The 18,428-nt window shown below is 75.3% G+C and carries 13 protein-coding genes; 8 read left to right on the forward strand and 5 right to left on the reverse strand.

Annotated features, from left to right (window positions below):
* Positions 1-32 precede the first annotated feature (32 nt).
* On the reverse strand, positions 33-812 hold the full coding sequence (locus ACZ4O3_RS12645; RefSeq protein WP_467722134.1) for a LysR family substrate-binding domain-containing protein: 780 nt from the start codon (positions 810-812) through the stop codon (positions 33-35).
* 154 nt (positions 813-966) lie between these two features.
* Here ACZ4O3_RS12645 and ACZ4O3_RS12650 point away from each other — a divergent pair, with 154 nt between their 5' ends.
* The 8 genes from ACZ4O3_RS12650 (at position 967) to ACZ4O3_RS12685 (ending at position 15,609) form a co-directional block, all read left to right on the forward strand.
* Positions 967-1,359, forward strand: a complete 393-nt coding sequence (locus ACZ4O3_RS12650) for a DUF5997 family protein (RefSeq protein WP_467722135.1) — start codon at positions 967-969, stop codon at positions 1,357-1,359.
* Positions 1,360-1,571: 212 nt separating this feature from the next.
* Positions 1,572-2,426, forward strand: a complete 855-nt coding sequence (locus ACZ4O3_RS12655) for a DUF4132 domain-containing protein (RefSeq protein ID WP_467722136.1) — start codon at positions 1,572-1,574, stop codon at positions 2,424-2,426.
* Entirely contained in the window at positions 2,423-7,381 is a 4,959-nt protein-coding gene (locus tag ACZ4O3_RS12660; protein ID WP_467722137.1) for a hypothetical protein, read from the forward strand. Before ACZ4O3_RS12655 ends, ACZ4O3_RS12660 begins: the two co-directional genes overlap by 4 nt.
* A gap of 34 nt (positions 7,382-7,415) precedes the next feature.
* Positions 7,416-8,579, forward strand: a complete 1,164-nt coding sequence (locus ACZ4O3_RS12665; RefSeq protein WP_384995017.1) for an ATP-binding protein — start codon at positions 7,416-7,418, stop codon at positions 8,577-8,579.
* Positions 8,576-12,067 carry a DUF5682 family protein gene (locus ACZ4O3_RS12670; RefSeq protein ID WP_467722138.1) on the forward strand — a complete coding sequence of 1,164 codons (3,492 nt, stop codon included), beginning with the start codon at positions 8,576-8,578 and terminating at the stop codon, positions 12,065-12,067. The genes ACZ4O3_RS12665 and ACZ4O3_RS12670 overlap by 4 nt, the downstream gene beginning before the upstream one ends.
* Positions 12,064-13,836, forward strand: coding sequence for a hypothetical protein (locus ACZ4O3_RS12675; protein WP_467722139.1), 1,773 nt, complete (start codon positions 12,064-12,066; stop codon positions 13,834-13,836). Before ACZ4O3_RS12670 ends, ACZ4O3_RS12675 begins: the two co-directional genes overlap by 4 nt.
* Positions 13,837-13,996: 160 nt before the next feature.
* Positions 13,997-14,872, forward strand: a complete 876-nt coding sequence (locus ACZ4O3_RS12680) for a helix-turn-helix transcriptional regulator (RefSeq protein ID WP_467722140.1) — start codon at positions 13,997-13,999, stop codon at positions 14,870-14,872.
* On the forward strand, positions 14,869-15,609 hold the full coding sequence (locus ACZ4O3_RS12685; RefSeq protein WP_362732757.1) for a class I SAM-dependent DNA methyltransferase: 741 nt from the start codon (positions 14,869-14,871) through the stop codon (positions 15,607-15,609). The genes ACZ4O3_RS12680 and ACZ4O3_RS12685 overlap by 4 nt, the downstream gene beginning before the upstream one ends.
* A 58-nt stretch (positions 15,610-15,667) precedes the next feature.
* On the opposite strand, the gene ACZ4O3_RS12690 is transcribed toward ACZ4O3_RS12685, so the two are convergent.
* From ACZ4O3_RS12690 to ACZ4O3_RS12705, 4 genes are all read right to left on the reverse strand, one after another.
* Positions 15,668-16,129 (reverse strand): hypothetical protein, encoded by a 462-nt coding sequence (locus ACZ4O3_RS12690; RefSeq protein WP_467722141.1) that lies wholly within the window; start codon positions 16,127-16,129, stop codon positions 15,668-15,670.
* The gene (locus ACZ4O3_RS12695) at positions 16,126-16,554 is read right to left on the reverse strand and encodes an ATP-binding protein (RefSeq protein WP_362732928.1); all 429 of its coding nucleotides are present in this window, start codon (positions 16,552-16,554) and stop codon (positions 16,126-16,128) included. Before ACZ4O3_RS12695 ends, ACZ4O3_RS12690 begins: the two co-directional genes overlap by 4 nt.
* Positions 16,555-16,661: 107 nt before the next feature.
* Positions 16,662-17,450, reverse strand: coding sequence for a zf-HC2 domain-containing protein (locus ACZ4O3_RS12700; RefSeq protein ID WP_467722142.1), 789 nt, complete (start codon positions 17,448-17,450; stop codon positions 16,662-16,664).
* A 25-nt stretch (positions 17,451-17,475) separates the two neighbouring features.
* Positions 17,476-18,078, reverse strand: coding sequence for a sigma-70 family RNA polymerase sigma factor (locus tag ACZ4O3_RS12705; RefSeq protein WP_467722143.1), 603 nt, complete (start codon positions 18,076-18,078; stop codon positions 17,476-17,478).
* Positions 18,079-18,428 lie beyond the last annotated feature (350 nt).

The raw sequence follows: 18,428 nt of genomic DNA on the forward strand, positions 1-18,428 counted from the left end.
GGTCCTGGGCCGGCGCCCGTACGACCGGCGGCCTACGACCGGCGGCGGGGCTTCCCGCGTTTCGCCGGCTTGCCGGACTGGACGCGCTTGGCTCCGCCGGCTCCGGCCCGGCCCTGTGCGCCACGACCCGCCGCGGTCGCCTTCTGCAGCCGTTTCGGCTGCGTCCGCGCGCCCTGGGACCCCTGGGAGGGCTGTTCGGTCTGGCGGCCACGCGTGCTGTTGACCGTACGGCCGCGGACGATGCCGATGAAGTCCTCGACCAGGTCCGTGGTCGCCTCCTCGGGCCAGGACAGGGCGACCGTCGACCGGGGGGCGTCGGTGAGCGGCCGGTAGGTGAGGTCCCGGCGGTGGTAGAGCCTGGCCAGCGACTGCGGAACGGCCAGCAGGCCGACGCCGGCGGCGACCAGTTCGACGGCGTCCTCGGTGGTGGCCGGGCGCTCGAAGGCGGGCTCGCCGGGCGGTGCGTCCCAGTCGAGGACGTCGTCCAGGGGGTGGAAGAGGACCTCGTCGGCGAGGTCGGCGACGGTGACCTCCTCGGCCGCCGTGATCACGTGGTCCTTGGGTACGACGACCACCGTGGCCTCGGTGTAGAGGGGGATCGCGCTGAAGAACGTGCGGTCCACCGGGAGCCGTACCAGACCCGCGTCCGCGCCGCGGGCGCGCAGCAGGTCGGACGCCTCGGCGGGCGTGACCTGGTGGAGGCTGAGAGGAATGCCGGGCAGCCGCTCGTTCCAGATCCGAACCCATTTGGCGGGCGTCGCGCCGGGGACGTACGCGAGCCGGAACGACGGTGTTTCCTCCGAGCCTGTCACCTGGCCAGGTTAACCGCCCGGCGGCGGCCGCCCCGCACCGGCCGTGGCCGGCGGCCCGGCACCGGCCGTGGCGGGCCGCCCCACGTCAGGCGTGGCGGGCCCCCCGCGTCGGCCGTGGTCGGCGCTCACGTACCCGGCCGATACCCTTGACCTCATGAGTTCGCACCAGACCACCCAGACGATGAAGCCCGCGACCGCGGCGAAGAAGCTGGGTGTGTACCTGCCCGCCACGCCCGCCGCCTTCCAGGAGGGTGTCGTCTCGCGCGCCGAGCTGACCGGACTCCAGGCGGATCCGCCCGAGTGGCTGCGCGAACTGCGGGCCAACGGGCCGCACCCGCGTCCGGTGGTCGCGGAGCGGCTGGGCGTGTCCATCGCGGGGCTGACGCGCGGCGGAGTGACCGAGCCGCTCACCACCGAGCAGATCGAGGAGCTCAGGCGCGAGCGGCCCGAGTGGCTGGAGAAGGAACGCGCCACCCAGGCGGAGGTCCGCAAGGAGGGCGCACGCCTGAAGAACCTGAAGCGGGAGAAGGAGGCGCGGCAGGGCTGAGACCCTCGCCCGCGTGACATCGGTACGGCCCCGGTCCAGGCGTGTCCGCCTGGACCGGGGCCGTACGCGTACCTTGCCGCATGTCGTCGGACCGCCCCGCTCACCCGCGACGCGATGCGTTCTTACACCGCCGCCGAGGACCGCGCGGGGCGTTGTCAGTGCTCTCCCCTACAGTCGCCCTCACTTGATCACTGCGGTGCGGGGAGGCACGCATGGGGTGGGTGACGGCCGGGGACTACGAAGTGGCCCTGGACGACGGGAAGGTGATCTGCCGCAACGCGGCCGGGCGGCGGCTGAAGTCCGTGCCCGCGAAGCTCGCGGACGATCCGGCGGTGGTGGGACTGCGGCAGCTCTCCGAGTGGCTGGAGCGGCACGAACGGCAGTGCCTGGCCGATGTGGAGCGGTGGTTGACCCGTTCCCTGCCGGTGCCGCTGGAGGTCCTCACCCGCGTCTGGCCGGACCCCGCCTGGCAGGCGGCGCTGCGCGACCTGGTGGTCACCGGCGCCGACGGCGAGGTCGCCGGTTTCCTGCGGGACGCCGACACCGAGCGCGGGCTCGGCCTGGTGGATCTCGACGGCGACACCGTGCGCATCACACCCGACCTGGTCCGGCTGCCGCATCCGGTGCTCCTCGAAGACCTCGAGGAACTGCGGGAGTTCGCCGTCGAGCTGGGCGTCGAGCAGCAGGCCCGGCAGCTCTTCCGTGAGGTCTGGCACCGCCCCGCCGGCCTGGACGCGGACGCCACGCAGGTCGAGGAGTACGCGGGCGGGGTCTTCAAGGAGCTGCGCTTCCTGCACGGCAGGGTCACACAGTTGGGGTACCGGGTACGCGGCGGCCACGCGGTGTGCTCCGTGCTGGAGGAGGGCCGCGGGATCGAGGCCCGGGTGTGGGTCGGCGACTTCGACGCCTGCTACGAGACCGAGACCGGCCCCCTGGTGTGGACCGATCCGGCGGGCCGGGCGCTGAAGCTCAGTCAGGTCGGCCCGGTCGCCTGGTCGGAGGGCATGCGGATGGCGGCGGCGCTGTACGCCGGGCGGGACATCGAGGACGAGGAGCGGGCGGCATGAGCACGTACGACGACACCAGCACGGCCGCGCTGCTGGACGCCGGCGCGATCCTGCCGTCGGGCACCACCGGACGCGAGGACGCCGACGTCCTGACCGCCCGCACCTACACCCATCCCGCTCTGGACGACCGCCCGGTGGTGCGCCTGGTGCCGGGCACCCTCGGTGAGGCCGAGGACCTGGCCCTGGAGTTCCTCGGCCTCGCCCGGGAGCCCGAGGCGCCCGAGGTCGGTCAGGTGCGCCGGGAGACCCTGGGCTTCCCCGCCTGGGCACTGGTCCACGACCCGGCCAACGGCCATCACGCCCTCGCCCTGGTCAAGGACGTCGAGCGGCTGGCCCGGCAGGCCAAGTCCAGGCCGGGCAACGCGAAGGAGGGCTTCGAGGCGCTCGGCGAACGGCTGGGCCGGGCCGTCCCGCACTTCCTGCCGACCTTCTACGAGCAGGCCGCGCGGGTCTTCCTCCAGTACGAGAACACCACCTACGCGGCGGCCTTCTTCGGCAAGGCCCGCGAGGCGGAGCGGGTGCACGCCCTGGCCGTGGACGAGGAGCGGCAGCGTGCGGTGTTCCTGGAGTTCGCCTTCGCCGGGGCGCTCACCGTCAAGGCGCTCAAGGAATACGTGAGGGACCTCGCCCGACGGCTCGAACCGGGCACCGCCTGGGCCCAGTTCCGGCAGCTGACGGTGGAGCGCTGCGCGGCCGGCATGCCCCCGTACGCCTCGCTGCCGCAGGACGCGCGCGGGCTGATCAGGGCGGCGGGGCTCGACCGGGTCACCGAGGAGTGTGCGCTGGTCGCCGATCTCCTCGCCTCCCCGGCCGCTGTGCGGGCACCGGCCTCCTTCTGGAACGCCTACCGCGGTGTGCTGCCGGTCCTCACCCAGTCCCGGCCCGAGGTCCGGGTGCGGCTGCTGGAGATCATGCCGGCCGGGCTGGGCCGGGAGGTGGCGGACGACGAGTTCTGGCTGGCGCTGCTGGCCGAGTGCGGGGCGGATCTGCTGCTCACCTCCGACGCCGGGGCCGACGGGATCGACGGGGGCCTGAACGCGGCGGACTGGCTGAGCCGCTGGGCCCAGCACCGCAAGCACGGGGCGGCGTACTCGCATCGCTCCCCCGCCACGCTGGCGCTGGTCGAGCGGATGGCGTCCCGGCTGCGGGCCTCGGGGCGGCCCGTTGACCTGTACACCGGGCGCTGGCAGGCCGGGGCCGACCTCGACCTGCTGGACCTGTGCGTGGCGGAGGGCGTCGCACTGACCGCTCCGGACGCGGACACCCAGGTGCATCTGCCGCTGAGCGCCTGGCTGCGCGACGAGCGGCCCGGGCAGCGGGATCTGAAGGCGCTGGCCGCCGAATCCCGTTACCGCACCCTGCTGTCCGAGGCCGTCGAGGAGCTCGGGCGTGGGCAGGGACCCGCGGATCTCCCCCGGGTGAGCGCGCATCCGGTCCTCGGCGCGGTGCTGCGCGAGTGGCTGCGGGAGGCGACCGCTCAGTTCGCCGCCACGGCCGGACTGCCCGGCGCCGACGCGAAGCTGCAGCGGCTGCGCCCGTTCCGGGCCGTCATGCCGGAGAGCCCGCCCGCCGTGCGAGGGCTCACCGCGTACGACGTCGTCCCGGTCCTCGCCCGTACGCTCCGCGCCGGAATCCTGGACGAACTGGGCTGGCCCGCGCTGGAGGACGCGCTGGAGCTGCTCGACTCCGAGGTGCGCAAGGACCGCGACAACGCGCTGTCGGTGACCGAGGCGTGGCCCGCGCTGATCCTGGCGCGCGGCCACAAGGCGATCGTGGTCGGCCCCGAAGGGGTGCTGCTCACGCACGACCTGCGGCTGCCGGCGGACCTGGACCGCTGGCAACGGCCCCGGTTCCGTTACGCCGACGGCGAGTTGCTGGTGCTGTGGCGGGACGGCTCGAAGCAGTACGGCTACTGGTCGAACCGGCCGGCCGAGGTGTTCTCGCTCGGCGGTGAGCAGGTGCCCGGCTGGTGGTCCGGCATGGACGCGGCCAACGCGTCGATCCCGCTGCCCGGCGGCGGCCGGGCCACGGGCGGCCGCACCCTGCGCGCGGGCGACACGGTCCTGCCGCCGAGCCGCCCGGTGCTGGGCGACGGCACCACGTACTGGCGTCAGGGCAGGCAGGGGCGGCAGTCGGTGTGGCTGGAGTACGACCCGGCGACCGGTGAGCACGGACGCGCCTCGCTGCCGGCGCTGCTGGCCTCGGCCGTCCGCGAGGACGCGTCGCTGCTGCACGGCTCCTGCGAGGTGCTGCCGTTGCAACCCGGACTCGAGCACAGCCCGTTCGGCACCGACGGCACGGTCCTGGGACGCTGGGTGCGCACGGAGGGCGAGGGTGCCGAGGCCCGGACCGTCGCCGGTACGCCGGACGGGCGGACGGCGGCTCTGCGGGCGGACCGCGACGGCCGGGTCCGGGGGGTGCCGCTGGGCGGGCTGCGGCTGCCGGGCGGGGCCGAGCCGATGGCCGCGCAGACGCACCAGAGCGTGGCCCTGCACGCCGGCGACGGCACCGAACTCGGCCGGCTGTCCTTCGGCGAGGGCGGCGGGACGTACGCGGCCGGTACCCGGCTGGTGCCGCCGGTCGCGTTCTGGCACTCGCTGCGCCCCCGTGACGAAAGCGGCTCCGGTGCGCTGCGCGCCCTGAGCGACGAGGCGGCCGGCGCCCTGATGCGGGCGACGGCGACGGCACTGGACGAACGCCGGCAGGCGCTGGCCGGGGCCGGGCAGGACGAGCGGGCCAGAGCCGCGGTGCCGGCCGCCGACGAGGTGGCCGTGGCCGCGGTGGCACGGTCGCTGCCCGCGCTGACCGACCGCCGGCTGCTGGCCGGTGTCGCCTCCGTCGTCCGGGCTGCGCTGCGGATCGCCGAGTCCGCCGTGTCCCTGGCCACGCCCGCGCAGGAGCGGCCCCGGCAGCGGACCGAGGGGATGTTCGCCGACTACTCCCCCGAGCACGGCGGGGACCGGGCCCTGCACGACGCCGTCGCCGGAGTGGTCATGCTGCAGAACGCGTGGCAGAACGGCTGGGCCGCGCTGCGGCAGATCCGGTCGGTGAACCATGTGCTGTCCGGCAGGCCCGCCGACGGCAAGCCGCTGCCGGGACACGAGCAGCTCGCCGCCCTGGGCGACGGCTGGCTGAGCGACGAGCACACCGTCCCCGGCGTCGGCGCGATCTGGCCGGCCGTCCTGGGAGCGCTGCGCCCGCTCGCCTACCGGGCCGCCTCACCGGCCCTGACCGACGTCCAGCGCGAGCCGCTGCTCCTGCTGTTCGAGGCGCTGACCGAGGGACCGCTCGCCGGGCTGGGGAGCACGCTGCGCGAGGTGGTGCTGAGCGAACCGCACGCCAAGCAGCAGCGGGCGGGGCAGGTGCTGCGCCGGAACGGCCGAACGGTGGTGGTCCTCGGCTGCCAGAGCGTGGACGTCCGGCAGGGACAGGTCGAGTGGCTGGCCCTGGACCACGATCCGTCCGGGGCGTTCGGTGCCGTGGGGCACTTCACGCTGGTCCGGGGGACCCGGCACACCACCGGGATTCCGGCGGACCGGCTCGCGGCCCTGACCCGGCTGGTCCGGGAGAAGGGCGCCGCACCCTGGCGGCCCGAGGCCCCCGAGGTGCTGGTGGCCGCCACGGGCGGCGGGCTCGGTCCGCTCCAGGCCACCGTGCTGCTGGCCGGCCATCCCCAGGCTCCCGGCGCCGACGGGCTTGCCACCATCGGTCTCAAGCCTCGTCAGCGCGGCTTCGGCGCCGAGATGTTGAACTCCCTTGATCCGGCCGAGCAGCGGGCGCTGCTCGGCGCGCTCATGCCGGACGACCCGGCCGATCTGTGGACGTCCGGCCCCGCCACGGCGGCCGCGGCCCGGCTGTGGGCCGAGCTGCTCGGCACCCTGGTGCGCCTGCCGGAGGATCTCAGCACCGATCTGGCGGGCATGGGCGTCGGTCACGCCGAGGCGGTGCTCAACCCCGGACGAACCCCTTGGCTGGCCCGTACCACGGTGTTCCGGCCCGACGAGGACGGCGACCCGGCGCCCGCCGATCCGTCGGCGGTACCCGGTTCGCACACGCTGGCCGGAGCCGTGGAGAGCCTCGCGGCGCTCGCCTATCTGCTGCCGTACGGGCATCCGCTGCGAGCCGGGCTGACGGACGGGCACAGCGCGCTGCGCCGCCGGCTGGCCGACCCCGGGCTGCTGCTCGAACCGGGCCTGGAGTGGACGGAGAAGGGCGGCCCGACCTCCGTCCAGCTGCGCAGGGTCTTCGGCCTGCCCGAGTCCGGCGGCGCCGACGCCGACGGACTGACCCGGGCCGGTGACACGCTGGTGCTGCGCCCCTGGTACGCGGAGACGGAGCACGTCATGATCCGGCCCGCCACGCTGAGCGGAGCGGACGACCCGGTCCTCGGGCTCCTGGAGGGGCTGGTCGGCGAGGGGCGCACCACCGGGCTGCGCGCCCTGCGGACGATCCTCGGCGACGACCTGGCCCGCGCCCTCGCCGCCGACGGGCCCGCCGGGTACGCCCAGGACCCGACGGTCAGCGTGCCCGCGCTGGTCGCCGAGGTCGCCTCGGCCCAGGGTCTCGGCGAGGACGCGGCGGCGTTCTACCTCCAGTTGCTGGCGCTGCCAGACCCGACCGACCGCAACTGCGCGCGCTGGACAGGCTGGAAGCCCGCCCGGACGAAGAAGGCCCGCGCCGAACTGGCGGCGGCCGCTCTGGTCGTCGAGGCCAAGCGCCCGCGCGCCGGCCGCACCCTCTTCCTGCCGGGCGGCTGGCGCGACCTCAAGGCCCCGGCTCTGCCGGTGGAGACCTGGAAGGAAGCGCTCTACCCGGTCTCCGACGGCGAACGCACCCTCCCGCTGGTCCCGGTGCCGGAACTGTTCGCCCTCGCCTGGGAGCGCGTGCGGGCCGGGGACGCGCCCGCGTACGAGCAGCTGACCACGCGGGCCGCTCGCGCCGGCCGCCGCCGATGACCACGATCCGTACCACCGCGAAGGACGACCACCGATGACCGCCAGTGCCGCTCCGCTCCGCCAGATCGTGCCGCCCGAGGACCGGTACGCCACCGAACTGGCCTTCCTCGCCGCCTACGACGGCGGGCCGCGCCCGCCCGCCTGGCGGCTCACGCCCCGCGCCGTCGTCACCTTCGTCATGGGCAGCGACGGCCGGGCGCTGCGGCTGCCGGACGACGCCGAGGTGCCGGCCGGGGTGCCGCGCCGGCTGGTCGTGGCGGGCAAGTTCGTCGGCGACCGGGCCCTGGTCGAGCGCTGTGTGGTCACGCTCGCCGGGGAGCGGGGTCTGCTGCTGGTGGGCGAGCCCGGTACCGCCAAGTCGATGCTGTCCGAGCTGCTCTCGGCCGCCGTGTGCGGCACCAGCGGGCTGGTCGTCCAGGGCACCGCGGGCACGACCGAGGACCAGCTCAAGTACGGCTGGAACTACGCCCTGCTGCTCGCCCAGGGGCCCAGCCGGCAGGCGCTCGTCCCCTCCCCGGTGCTCACCGCGATGTCCCGGGGCGCCGTGGCACGGGTGGAGGAGGTGACCCGCTGTCTGCCCGAGGTCCAGGACTCCCTGGTGTCGTTGCTGTCCGAACGGCGCATCGCGGTGCCCGAACTGGCGGGCACCGAGGACGCGCTGGCGCACGCCGCGCCCGGCTTCACCCTCATCGCCACGGCCAACCTGCGCGACCGGGGCGTCTCGGAGATGTCGGCCGCGCTCAAGCGCCGTTTCAACTTCGAGACCGTGGGCCCGATCGCGGACCTGGACGCCGAGACCGCGCTGGTGCGCGGCCAGGCCCGGGCGTCGGTGGAGCGGGCCGGAGCGCCGTTCCAGGTCGACGACGCGGTGCTCGAGGCGCTGGTCACCGCGTTCCGGGATCTTCGGGAGGGACGGTCGGCGGAGGGCTGGGAGGTGGAGCGTCCGTCCACGGTGATGAGCACGGCGGAGGCGGTGTCGGTGGCGGGCGCGCTGGCCCTGGCCGCGGCCTACTTCCCCGGGGACCGCGATGTCCTCGGCCTGCTCCCGGGACATCTCCTGGGCGTCGTGCGCAAGGACGATCCCGCCGACGCGGCACGGCTGCGCGGCTACTGGGACGGTCCGGTGCGCCGGCGCGCGGAACAGGGCTCGGCGACCTGGCGCACCCTGTGGGACCTGCGCACGGTCCTGGAGGCGTGACCATCGTGACCGACTCCCCCGAGGCCGCTCTGGCGGCCCTCACCGACCCTGCCGGCCCGTACCTGATCGGCGTACGGCACCACGCGCCCTCCCTGGCCGCGGCCGTGCCCGAGCTGCTGGACGCCGCCGGGCCGGACGTGCTCCTGGTCGAGCTGCCCGCGGAGCTGCAGGAGTGGCTGCCGTGGCTGGCCCACGAGGAGACCCGGGCCCCGGTGGCCCTGGCGGCGGCACCGTCCGACGGCAGCGGCGGGCCGGCGTTCTATCCGTTCGCCGACTTCTCCCCGGAGCTGGCGGCGGTGCGGTGGGCGGCGCGGCAGGGAGTACCGGTGGTGGCCTGCGATCTGCCGCTGGCGGATCGGGGGTGGCACGAGGGGGAACGCACGGCGCAGGGGCCGGGCCGGCTGTCGGGCGCCCTGCGTTCCCGGCTCACCGGACGCGCGGGCGAGGACCTCTGGGACCGGTTGGTCGAGGCCGCCGCGCCCGGTTCGGCTCCGGAGGCGCTGCGGCGGGCGGCCCTGCTGACGGGGTGGGCGCTGCGGGCGGAGTCGGATGTGCCGGAGGTCGACCTGCGGCGGGAGGAGTGGATGCGTTCCCGGCTGGCGGAGGCCACGCGGGGCGGCGGCCGAGCGGCCGTGCTCGTGGGCGCCTTCCACACTCCGGCGCTGCTGAGCCCCTCCGGGGACGCGTGGCCGCGGTCGATGTGCGGCCACCACGAGGCGGGTACGACCGGCCCCCGCCCGGCCGCGGCCGGATGGGCCACCTCACTCATCCCCTACACCTACGCCCTCCTGGACGAGCGCTCCGGTTACCCGGCAGGCATCCGCGATCCCGAATGGCAGCACCTGATCCTCGAAGCGGCCGGTGAACCGGCCGCTCTTCAGGACGCGTTGACCAGTTCGGCGGTCCGGATCTGTGCCGGCCTCCGCGAGCTGGGCCACCCGTCGGGTCCCGCCGACGCCCGGGAGATCACCCGCCTCGCGGGAGATCTCGCCCGGCTGCGCGGCCTGCCGGCCGCGGGCCGCGGAGAGCTGGTCGAAGCGGTCCAGACCGTGCTGACGCAGGGAGAGCCCTACGGGCGTGGCCGAGCCGTGGCGCGGGCGATGGAGAGCGTGCTGGTGGGTACTCGTACCGGCTCGCCCGCGCCCGGCGCTCCGCGAAGCGGCCTGGCACCCGCCGTGGAGGCCGACCTCGCGGCCCTCGGTCTGCCCGGCCCCGCGGACCTCGGGCCCGCCCGGGACCTGCGGCTCGACCCCCTGCGCTCGGACCTCGACCGGCGCCGCGAACTGCTGCTGCACCGGCTGGCGTTGTGCTCGGTGCCCTACGCCGAGCACAGGCAGGTGACCGGTACCGGCGGTGCCGAGGCCCTCACCTCGCGCTGGGAGGTGCGCTGGACCCCGGCGACCGCCGCGATGCTGACGGCGGCCGGGGTCCGCGGGGTCACCCTCGTCCAGGCGGCCGAGGGCCTGCTGCGTGAGCGGAGCCGCAAGGAGCGGGAGGCGGGCGGCCCCACGGCGGCGCAGGTGCTCGACGGCCTGGAGCAGGCGGCCCGCTGCGGCCTGCCCGGCCTGGTGGACGAGCGGCTCGACGACACCGCGGCCGCCCTGCCGAACGCCGGCACCCTGCCCGAGCTCCTCACCGGACTGGCCCTGCTGGACCGGCTGCGGGCCGGTCATGTCGCCGGTCTCGGCACGGACGAGGACCGTACGGCCCGCGTGGTCGCCGCGGCCGAGCTGCTGACCGCCGCCGCGGTGCGCCAGGTGGACGGCCTCACGGGTTCCGAGGACCCGGCCGACGCCCGTGCGCTGCTCGAACTCGCCCATCGTGCCGATCTGTCGGGCGGGATCCGGCTCACCGACGCGCTGGCCCGGCTGGCCGCCGGCGGGTCCCCGTTGATGCGGGGTGCCGCCGCAGCCGTCCGGGTCCTGCTCGGTCAGGAGGACCCGGGTGACTTCGGGGGCAGGGTCGCTTCCTGGGTGGACGGGGCTGTCGACGCCGAGTCGTGTACCGTGCTCACCGCCCGGCTGACCGGGCTGCTGACGGCCGCCGGACGCCTGCTGGAGGCGGCCGCGCCGGCGCTGGAACCGCTGGTCGGCCGGGTGTCGGAGCTGTCCGACCGGGACTTCCTCGACCGGCTGCCGGCCCTGCGGGGCGGCTTCGACGCGCTGAGCCCGGCCGACCGCGGCCGGCTGCTGGCCGGTGTGGAGGAGCGTCTGGGTACCGACCGGGTGGCCGACACCGGCGCCGTCGACCCCGCGGCGCTGGCCATCTGGGCGCGGGCGGATCTCGCCGCCCGCGAGACCCTGCACACGCTCGGCCTGTTGCCGCCCCGCCGCAGACACGCGGAGCCCGCCGCCGTCAGCGCCGCCGCGCTCTTGGCGGACCATCGGCTGGCCCCCGCCGACCGCTGGCGCCTGCTGCTCGGCCGCCGCACCGATCAACTCCCCCCGCGGGCACGCGCCGTGGCGACCGCGCTCGACGAGTTGTACGGCAGCGGGCGCGGTGAGGGCAGCCGGGGCGGCCTCGGTGGCGGTACCGGCGGCGGGCGCGAGGCGCCGTATCCCGGGGTGCGGGAGTGGTCGCAGGAACTCGCGGCGCTGTTCGGGCCGGGTGTCCGGGAGGAGGTGCTGGCGGCGGCCGCCGCGGCCGGCCGTCAGGACGTGCTGGCCGAGCTGGACCCGGACAGCGTGCGCCCCTCCGTGGATCTGCTGCGCTCGGTGCTGCGGCACGCGGGCGGGCTGCCGGAGGCCAGGCTGGCCGCGCTGCGCCCACTGGTGCGACGCCTGGTCGACGCTCTGACCCGGGAGCTGGCGACGCGACTGCGCCCCGCGCTGCACGGCACGACGCTGCCCCGCCCCGGCAGGCGACCGGGCGGCGGCCTCGACCTGCCCCGTACGCTGCGGGCCAACCTGGCCACCGCCCGCCGGGCGGCCGACGGCACGGTCCGGGTGGTCCCGGAACGTCCGGTCTTCCGCACCCGGGCCCGGCGCGCGGCCGACTGGCGGCTGGTCCTGGTCACCGATGTGTCGGGGTCCATGGAGGCGTCGACCGTCTGGGCGGCGCTCACGGCCTCCGTGCTGGCCGGTGTGCCGACCCTGTCCACGCACTTCCTGGCGTTCTCCACCGAGGTCATCGACCTCACCGACCATGTCGAGGACCCGCTGTCGCTGCTGCTGGAGGTCAGGGTGGGCGGCGGCACCCATATCGCGGCCGGACTGCGGCATGCGCGCGAGCTGGTGACGGTGCCGTCCCGGACGCTCGTCGTCGTGGTCAGCGACTTCGAGGAGGGCTACCCGGTCGGCGGGCTGCTCGCCGAGGTCAGGGCGCTGGTCGGCGCGGGGTGTCAGGTGCTGGGCTGCGCCAGCCTCGACGACTCGGGGCACCCCCGGTACTCCACCGGGATCGCCGGACAGCTGGTGGCCGCCGGGATGCCGGTCGCCGCTCTCAGCCCCCTCGAACTCGCCCGCTGGGTGGGGGAGAAGATCGCATGAGCCTCGAACTGCCAGCGGTCGCGCCCGCGGTGACCGCCGAACTGGTCGCGGCGCTCTCGCCCCGGCTGCGCAAGCGGCTGGACGCGGGCGTCGCCAAGCTGGCGGGCCGCCCGGTGGTCCGGGACGGCGACACCGTGCGCGTCACCGTCGACGAGGAGGGCTCGGAGCTCGAACTGCACGCCCCCGGGGGCGTCGTGGCCGGGACGGCGGCCATCCGCTGCGGCTGTCTGCTGTCCCCGGACTGCCTGCACCGCGCGGCGGCGGCTTCGGCGGCACCGGTGGCGGACGCGCCTGCGCCCGCGCCGACGGCCGACGCGGCCGTCGCGGTGCCGGGCTCCCCGGAGACCGTCGATGAACCGGCGTCCGGCTCGACCGCACCAACGGCTCCCGCCCCCGCTCCGGCTCCCGCCTCCGAGGAATCCGCCACGCCCCCTCAACGCGTCGCCGCCGGAGCCGTTCTCGCCGCCGCGGCCGCTGTGCTCGACGCCGGCACGGACGGTTCCGGCGCGGTGCTCCAGGCGGAGCTGCTGCACGCCGCGCACGCCGCGCGTCTCGCGGGGCTCCCCCGGGCGGCCACGGCCGTGGTCTCCGTGGTCACCGCCCTGCGTGCGGTCCGCGCCGCCGACCCGGCGTTCCGGCTCGCCGAGCTGGTGGCCGCCCTGTCGGAGACCCTGTACGTGGCTCACCGCGTTCCGTCCGCGACCGGCCCGGAACTGACCGGGCTGCGCGGCACCGTACGGCAGCCGTACACCCCGGACGGTTCGCTGCGGTTGTACGGGCTGTTCTCCGAACCCGTGCTGACCGCGAGCGGCTACGCGGGCGCCGTCACCTGGACCGCCGACGCCGAGGGCCGCCTGTACACGGTCTCGGACGTGGCCCCGGGCGGCGCGGGCCGGGCGGTGGGCGCCGCCGACCGCGCCGTCCGCGTCGGCGACACCGCTCTGACGCACCGGGAGTTGGCGCGGGCGGGCCTCGCGGTGTCGGGCGCGACGGTGTCCGCGACCGGGCGGCTGGGAGCGGGCGCGGGGGTACGGGCCGTGCGCGCGTCCGGAGCGGGCTGGCGGGCCGAACCACTGGACCGGTTGTGGGCGGTGCCGGTGGCCGAGCAGGTCGGGCGTGCCCAGAGCGGCGGTCACGATCTGCTGTTCCTGGAGGTCACCCCGGCCGGTGTGGCACGCGAGGCGGCGGGCGACGCTCTGCTGGCCGACTGCGGCGGGGTGCCGCTGCGGCTGACGGCGGCACACGACCATCCGGCGCTGCCGCACCGCGACAACCTGCGGTTGCTGTCGGCGGCCCGGGGCGGTCGGCTGCGTGTGGTCGCGCGTCTGGTGTCCGCCCCGCACGCCCGTGCCCAGTTGCTCGCGACCGAGCATCCGACGATCGCCGGGAACCGTGTCGACGTGGGCCTGGACCGGCTCCAGCACGCGGACCTGCCGGCTCCGGCGGCGGCCTTTGCCGTGCCCACCGCCGAGGAGGCGCCGCTGCACCTGCTGCGCCGCAGGGTCGAGCAGGCGGCCGCGGGCGGCCGGCGGGTGCTGGCCTTCCCGGGGAACGCGACCGCGGACGTCCACCGGCTGCACCGGCACGGTCTCGCCACGGCCGGGGATGTCCTCCACGAGCTGCTCGCGGCCGCGGCGGAGCGCTCGCGCGACGCCTTCGGCCGCCTGCTGCCGGCCGACACGGGCCGGTTCGCGCGGGCGTGGCTGACCGCGGCGCGCTACGCGGACGAGGTCGACCGTGTGCTGTGTGCCGCGGCCTGGGGCGGCTGAGCGGGCCGACGACCGGACGCGGGCCGCCGCTCCCCCGTGCCGGCGGCCCGCACGACCGGAGTCGTCGCACCCGATCCCGGTGCCCGGTTGAAGCATGCGACAGCAGGCCGTCGCATGGGTATGCGTAGAACTGCGTAGGAGCGCGGGCGGAGAGGAACACGTGATACGAGGGCTGGACAGGGCCTACGAACGCCTCACGGGGCTCGCCGTGGCCGCGTTGAACGAGCGCGAGCCCGAACGGCTGTGGCCACTGCTCGCCGACGCGCTGACCGACCTGTGCGAAGGCGAGACGCTGATCTACAAGCTGGACGACTGGAACGAGAGCGAGGGCACGCTCGGCATGTCCGCCGCTGCCGCCGACGAGTTGGACCGGCTCGGCCACCGGGAGCTGGGCGTGCTCCGCTCGGGCTACCCGTTCGCCCGTCACTACGCGGCCGGCCCCGGGCGGGTGCCCGTCACGGCCCGCCGCCTCGCGGGCGGGGCCTGGACGGCGAGCGAGACCGCGCGGGTGCTCGGCCGGGCCCTGGACCTGGACCAGGTGCTGGCGCTTCCGCTGCCCGGGACGGTCGCGCCGATCACCGGCTGCCTGATCTACCGCTCCGGGGCGGACTTCACCGAGGACCACCTGCGCACCGCCGAGCGTGCCCAGCCGCTGCTGGCCGCCGTCGAGCGGCAGCGCCAACTGCTGGAGCAGTGGCGCGGGTCGGCCGCACCCGCCGACGAGCCGGAGGAGCGGGCGGCGGACTGTGCGCTGACGCCCCGTGAACTGACCGTCCTGCTCCTGCTCACCGATGCCCTGACGGCGGACGCGATCGGCCGGCGGCTCGGCATCTCGGCCCGCACGGTGCACAAGCACGTCGAGAACATCTACCGAAAGCTCGGCACCCGCGACCGTTTGAGCACGGTCCTCAAGGCCCAGCGTCTGGGTCTGGTGTCCGTCCCCGACCGGGCGGCGGACGGCCGTCGCAGCAGTGACCGGGGCCGGGAAATTGCGTGGACGGCGGTTCCGGCCGCCCGGCAGAGTGGCCGTCCATGACGAGCAGCGAGCTGTGGAGCCGTGCCGAGGCCGACCGTTACGACGCCGAGGAGACCGAGATGACCTCGGCGGCCGTGCTCGGGCCGACCGTCGAGTTCCTCGCCGGACTCGCCGGCCAGGGGCGGGCGTTGGAGTTCGCCATCGGCACCGGCCGGGTGGGGGTGCCACTCCGTGAGCGTGGGGTGCCCGTGGTGGGAATCGAGTTCTCCGAGCACATGGCGGCCGTGCTGCGCCGCAAGGTCGACGCCGCGACGCTGCCGGTGGTGATCGGGGACATGGCGACGACCACCGTGCCCGGTGAGTTCTCCCTGGTGTACCTCGTCTACAACACCATCTCGAACCTGCTCACGCAGGACGAGCAGGTCGAGTGCTTCCGCAACGCGGCGCGGCATCTGGCGCCCGGCGGCCGGTTCGTGATCGAGCTGGGGGTGCCGCCGCTGCGGCTGCTGCCGCCCGGTCAGACCGCGGTGCCCTTCGACGTGTCCGCGGGGCACATCGGTTTCGATACCTTCGACCTGGTCGGGCAGATCCTCGTCTCGCACCATCTCACCCGTGACGGCGAGGACGGCCGCTACCGCCGCGACGCCTCCCGGCACCGGTACGCGTGGCCGGCCGAGCTGGATCTGATGGCCAGGATCGCGGGGCTCGAACCGGAGCGGCGCGTCGCGGACTGGGACGGTTCCCCGTTCACCCGGGACTCGGCGAAGCACATCTCCGTGTGGCGCAGGCCGGCGTAGTCCGGGGAACGCGGGGCCGGAATCCAGCCGGTCGGCGCGTCCGGCGGGCGGGGCGGGTTCAGGCGCCGAGCCGCCCGGCGGAGGCCCAGGCGGCGTACTCCTGGCGGACGTAGTGGCGGTGGCTCTGCCCGGACGGGATCTCGTCGGGTCGGTGCGGCCCGGCCACCAGGTCGGGACGGGACCGGTCGTGCGCCAGGAGGTGTCCGGCGGTCTGCGCGGCGGCGCCCGCCGGGCCCGGGTCGGCGCTCTCCAGCGCCATCCGGTCCATGAGGGCCGCCCGGCGCAGCAGCCAGGCACGTTCGGCGACCGCGGCGTCGGCCGGCGGGTCGGCGACGGTCCTGGGCCCGCGGCCGTCACGCTCGGCCCCGAGGGCGAGCACCCGGTGCATCTCGCGGCGCAGGGCGGGCGCGTTCGCGTACGCCTCGTGCGGGGGCGGAGCGTCGATCTCGTCGCCGGTGTCCGGGGGCACATCCTCGCCCGGCGGACGGGGGCGGTCGCCCTGGCGTGCGGGGCCGGTCATGCCGAACACCTCAGGCAGGCGCGGACCTCGCGGCCGCCGCGCGTCTGGTGGACCTCGGTCGACTCCGCGAGGCACCGGACGATGCCGGTGCCGCGTCCGTGCTCGTCCGGGGCGATGTCGGGGCGGGGGCGCTCCACGGCGGTGCCGGAGTCACTGACCACGATGTGCAGGGTGCCGAGGTCGAGCACGAGCAGCAGGGTCATGCGCTCACGGCCGTACTGGGCGGCGTTGGCCGCGAGTTCGTCGACGATGAGCACGGCGGAGTCCCGCTCGCTCTCCGGAACGCTCCAGGTCTCCAGCAGATCGGCCGCGAAGTGACGAGCGGCGGGGACGTGCGCCTCCTGCGCGGGCAGGGTGAGCAGTGCCTCGCGGCGGCGGAGCGGGGAGAGCAGTGGGTTCAGGCGGGGGGCATCGGTTACAGACATGGTCTTCTGACTCTTCTGTGGGGGTTCCTGTAGAGGAGCGCTCACTCAGTTCCACGGATGACACATGCCGGACGGTTCGAGCAATTCGCGCCTTTTGCTCCGCTGTCTCACGCCTGGATCGTGACGAGTTTCCGGCCGTCGCCGGCGACGATCTCGAAGTGCTCGATGGCATTCGGAGACATGGGAACCGCCCCCGGGACCGTGGTGCCGGGAGGGTATTCGCCCGCCCGCCAGGTGGCGCCGTCCGCCCTGACCCCGCCGCGCCCGACGGCCTGCAGCCGGCAGGTGATCCCGGCGGGCGCTCCCTTGGCGGAGACCAGCAGGACGCTGCCCCAGGCGGAGGGCGAGACCTTCACCGAGGCGGTGACCCCGGTGGCGGGATCGCTTCCGGAGAAGGTGCGCGCAGGAGCCGGCGCGGTGGGTCCGGGCTGTTTCGCCTCACCGCCCAGGGACCCGACGGTCGCCAGCCAGGCGCCGGTGACCGCTCCCGCCACGAGCATCAGGGAGGCGGCGGCGCCCGCCAGCTGCATCCGCCAGGTCCTGCGGCGCCGAGCGGCGGCCTGTCCCAGCAGCCTCTCCAGCACCCCCGCCTCGTGCGCCTGCGGTGCCGCGGCCGCGACGGGCCGCTCGGGCGGAGCGGTCGGCGTGCCCTCGGCGGCCCGTGCCACCAGCCGACCGGCCGGGTCCCCGTCGGCAGCGGGTACCGTCAGGCCGGCGGCTTCGGTCGCGGTCACCGTCGCCAGCAGCGCGGGCAGTCCCGCCAACTGGGCGTGTTCCGCCCGGCACTCGGCGCACCCCGCGAGATGGCCGCGCACCCGTTCCGCCTCCTGCGGCGGCAGTGTGCCCAGGACGTAGCCTCCCAGCGCCAGCCGGAGGGTGTCGCACTCCGCACTCATGGTGCCCACCTCCCGCACGGCGTGGTCATGGCTCGATGCCCCGTTCCTGCAGCGCCAGCCGCAGGGCATGCAGGGCGTAGTACGTCCGCGACTTCACGGTGCCGAGCGGGATGCCCAGCACCCGCGCGGCCTCCGCCATGGTCCGGCCCCGGTAATAGGTCTCCAACAAAACGGCGCGGTGGTCAGGGGACAGCGCCCGGAGGGCTTCCGCCACCGCCCAGCTCTGCAGCGCCTGCTCGATCTCGTCCTCGCCCGGCGCCTGCTCCGCGACCCGCTCGAGCGCCTCGCCGCCGGCCTCGGCCGGCCTGGCCCGGCGGGCCCGGTGGGCATCGATGACCAGGTGCCGGGCGACCGTGCACAGCCATGCCCGGGCCGGGCCCCGCGCGGGATCGAACGCGTCGGGATGCTGCCACGCTCGCAGCAACGTCTCCTGCACGACGTCCTCCGCCCATTGCCGGTCACCCGAGGTCAGCCGAAGCGCGTAGTGGAACAGGGGCCCCGCGTGCTCGGCGTACAGGGTGCGCAGCAGTTCCTCGTCCGTGGTCGAAAGGGTCCCTTTACCAGAGACACGGTCCGTGGAGCGATCCGGATCGGTCCTCGGGTCACGTTTTCGGGAACGCCAGGACATAAGCCGATCATTGCGCAGACTCACCGCTTTGTCCTGTGATGCACCGCACTGGATCAGTCACTCCCCGTGAGCGTCATCGCCCCCATCCACACGGGGGCGAAAGGCGTCGAAAAAGGTGCAAACCGACCGAACCGTTCGTCCCCTGCCGCCCGTGAAGCCAGACGAGAGCCGACGAACGCGGCACATCCCGCCGGCGTCCCAGGCCGGTCCCGCCCACGGAAATTGTCCACGGACAGCGCCCGCGGACGGGAACCGCCGCATGGCGCCCGAGACTTCGCCTCGTCAGCGCACCCGTTCGGCGCACTGCCCGACTCCATCCGATCACGAGGAACGAACAGTATGTATGTACA

This window comes from Streptomyces sp. NPDC026515 (genome assembly GCF_055567595.1).

Bases quoted from the DNA above. Each gene is read 5' to 3' on its own strand.
- ACZ4O3_RS12685 (WP_362732757.1), top strand. From the start codon at position 14,869: ATGACGAGCAGCGAGCTGTGGAGCCGTGCCGAGGCCGACCGTTACGAC.
- ACZ4O3_RS12650 (WP_467722135.1), top strand. From the start codon at position 967: ATGAGTTCGCACCAGACCACCCAGACGATGAAGCCCGCGACCGCGGCG.
- ACZ4O3_RS12665 (WP_384995017.1), top strand. From the start codon at position 7,416: ATGACCGCCAGTGCCGCTCCGCTCCGCCAGATCGTGCCGCCCGAGGAC.
- ACZ4O3_RS12675 (WP_467722139.1), top strand. From the start codon at position 12,064: ATGAGCCTCGAACTGCCAGCGGTCGCGCCCGCGGTGACCGCCGAACTG.
- ACZ4O3_RS12655 (WP_467722136.1), top strand. From the start codon at position 1,572: ATGGGGTGGGTGACGGCCGGGGACTACGAAGTGGCCCTGGACGACGGG.
- ACZ4O3_RS12705 (WP_467722143.1), bottom strand. From the start codon at position 18,078: ATGTCCTGGCGTTCCCGAAAACGTGACCCGAGGACCGATCCGGATCGC.
- ACZ4O3_RS12660 (WP_467722137.1), top strand. From the start codon at position 2,423: ATGAGCACGTACGACGACACCAGCACGGCCGCGCTGCTGGACGCCGGC.
- ACZ4O3_RS12690 (WP_467722141.1), bottom strand. From the start codon at position 16,129: ATGACCGGCCCCGCACGCCAGGGCGACCGCCCCCGTCCGCCGGGCGAG.
- ACZ4O3_RS12700 (WP_467722142.1), bottom strand. From the start codon at position 17,450: ATGAGTGCGGAGTGCGACACCCTCCGGCTGGCGCTGGGAGGCTACGTC.
- ACZ4O3_RS12695 (WP_362732928.1), bottom strand. From the start codon at position 16,554: ATGTCTGTAACCGATGCCCCCCGCCTGAACCCACTGCTCTCCCCGCTC.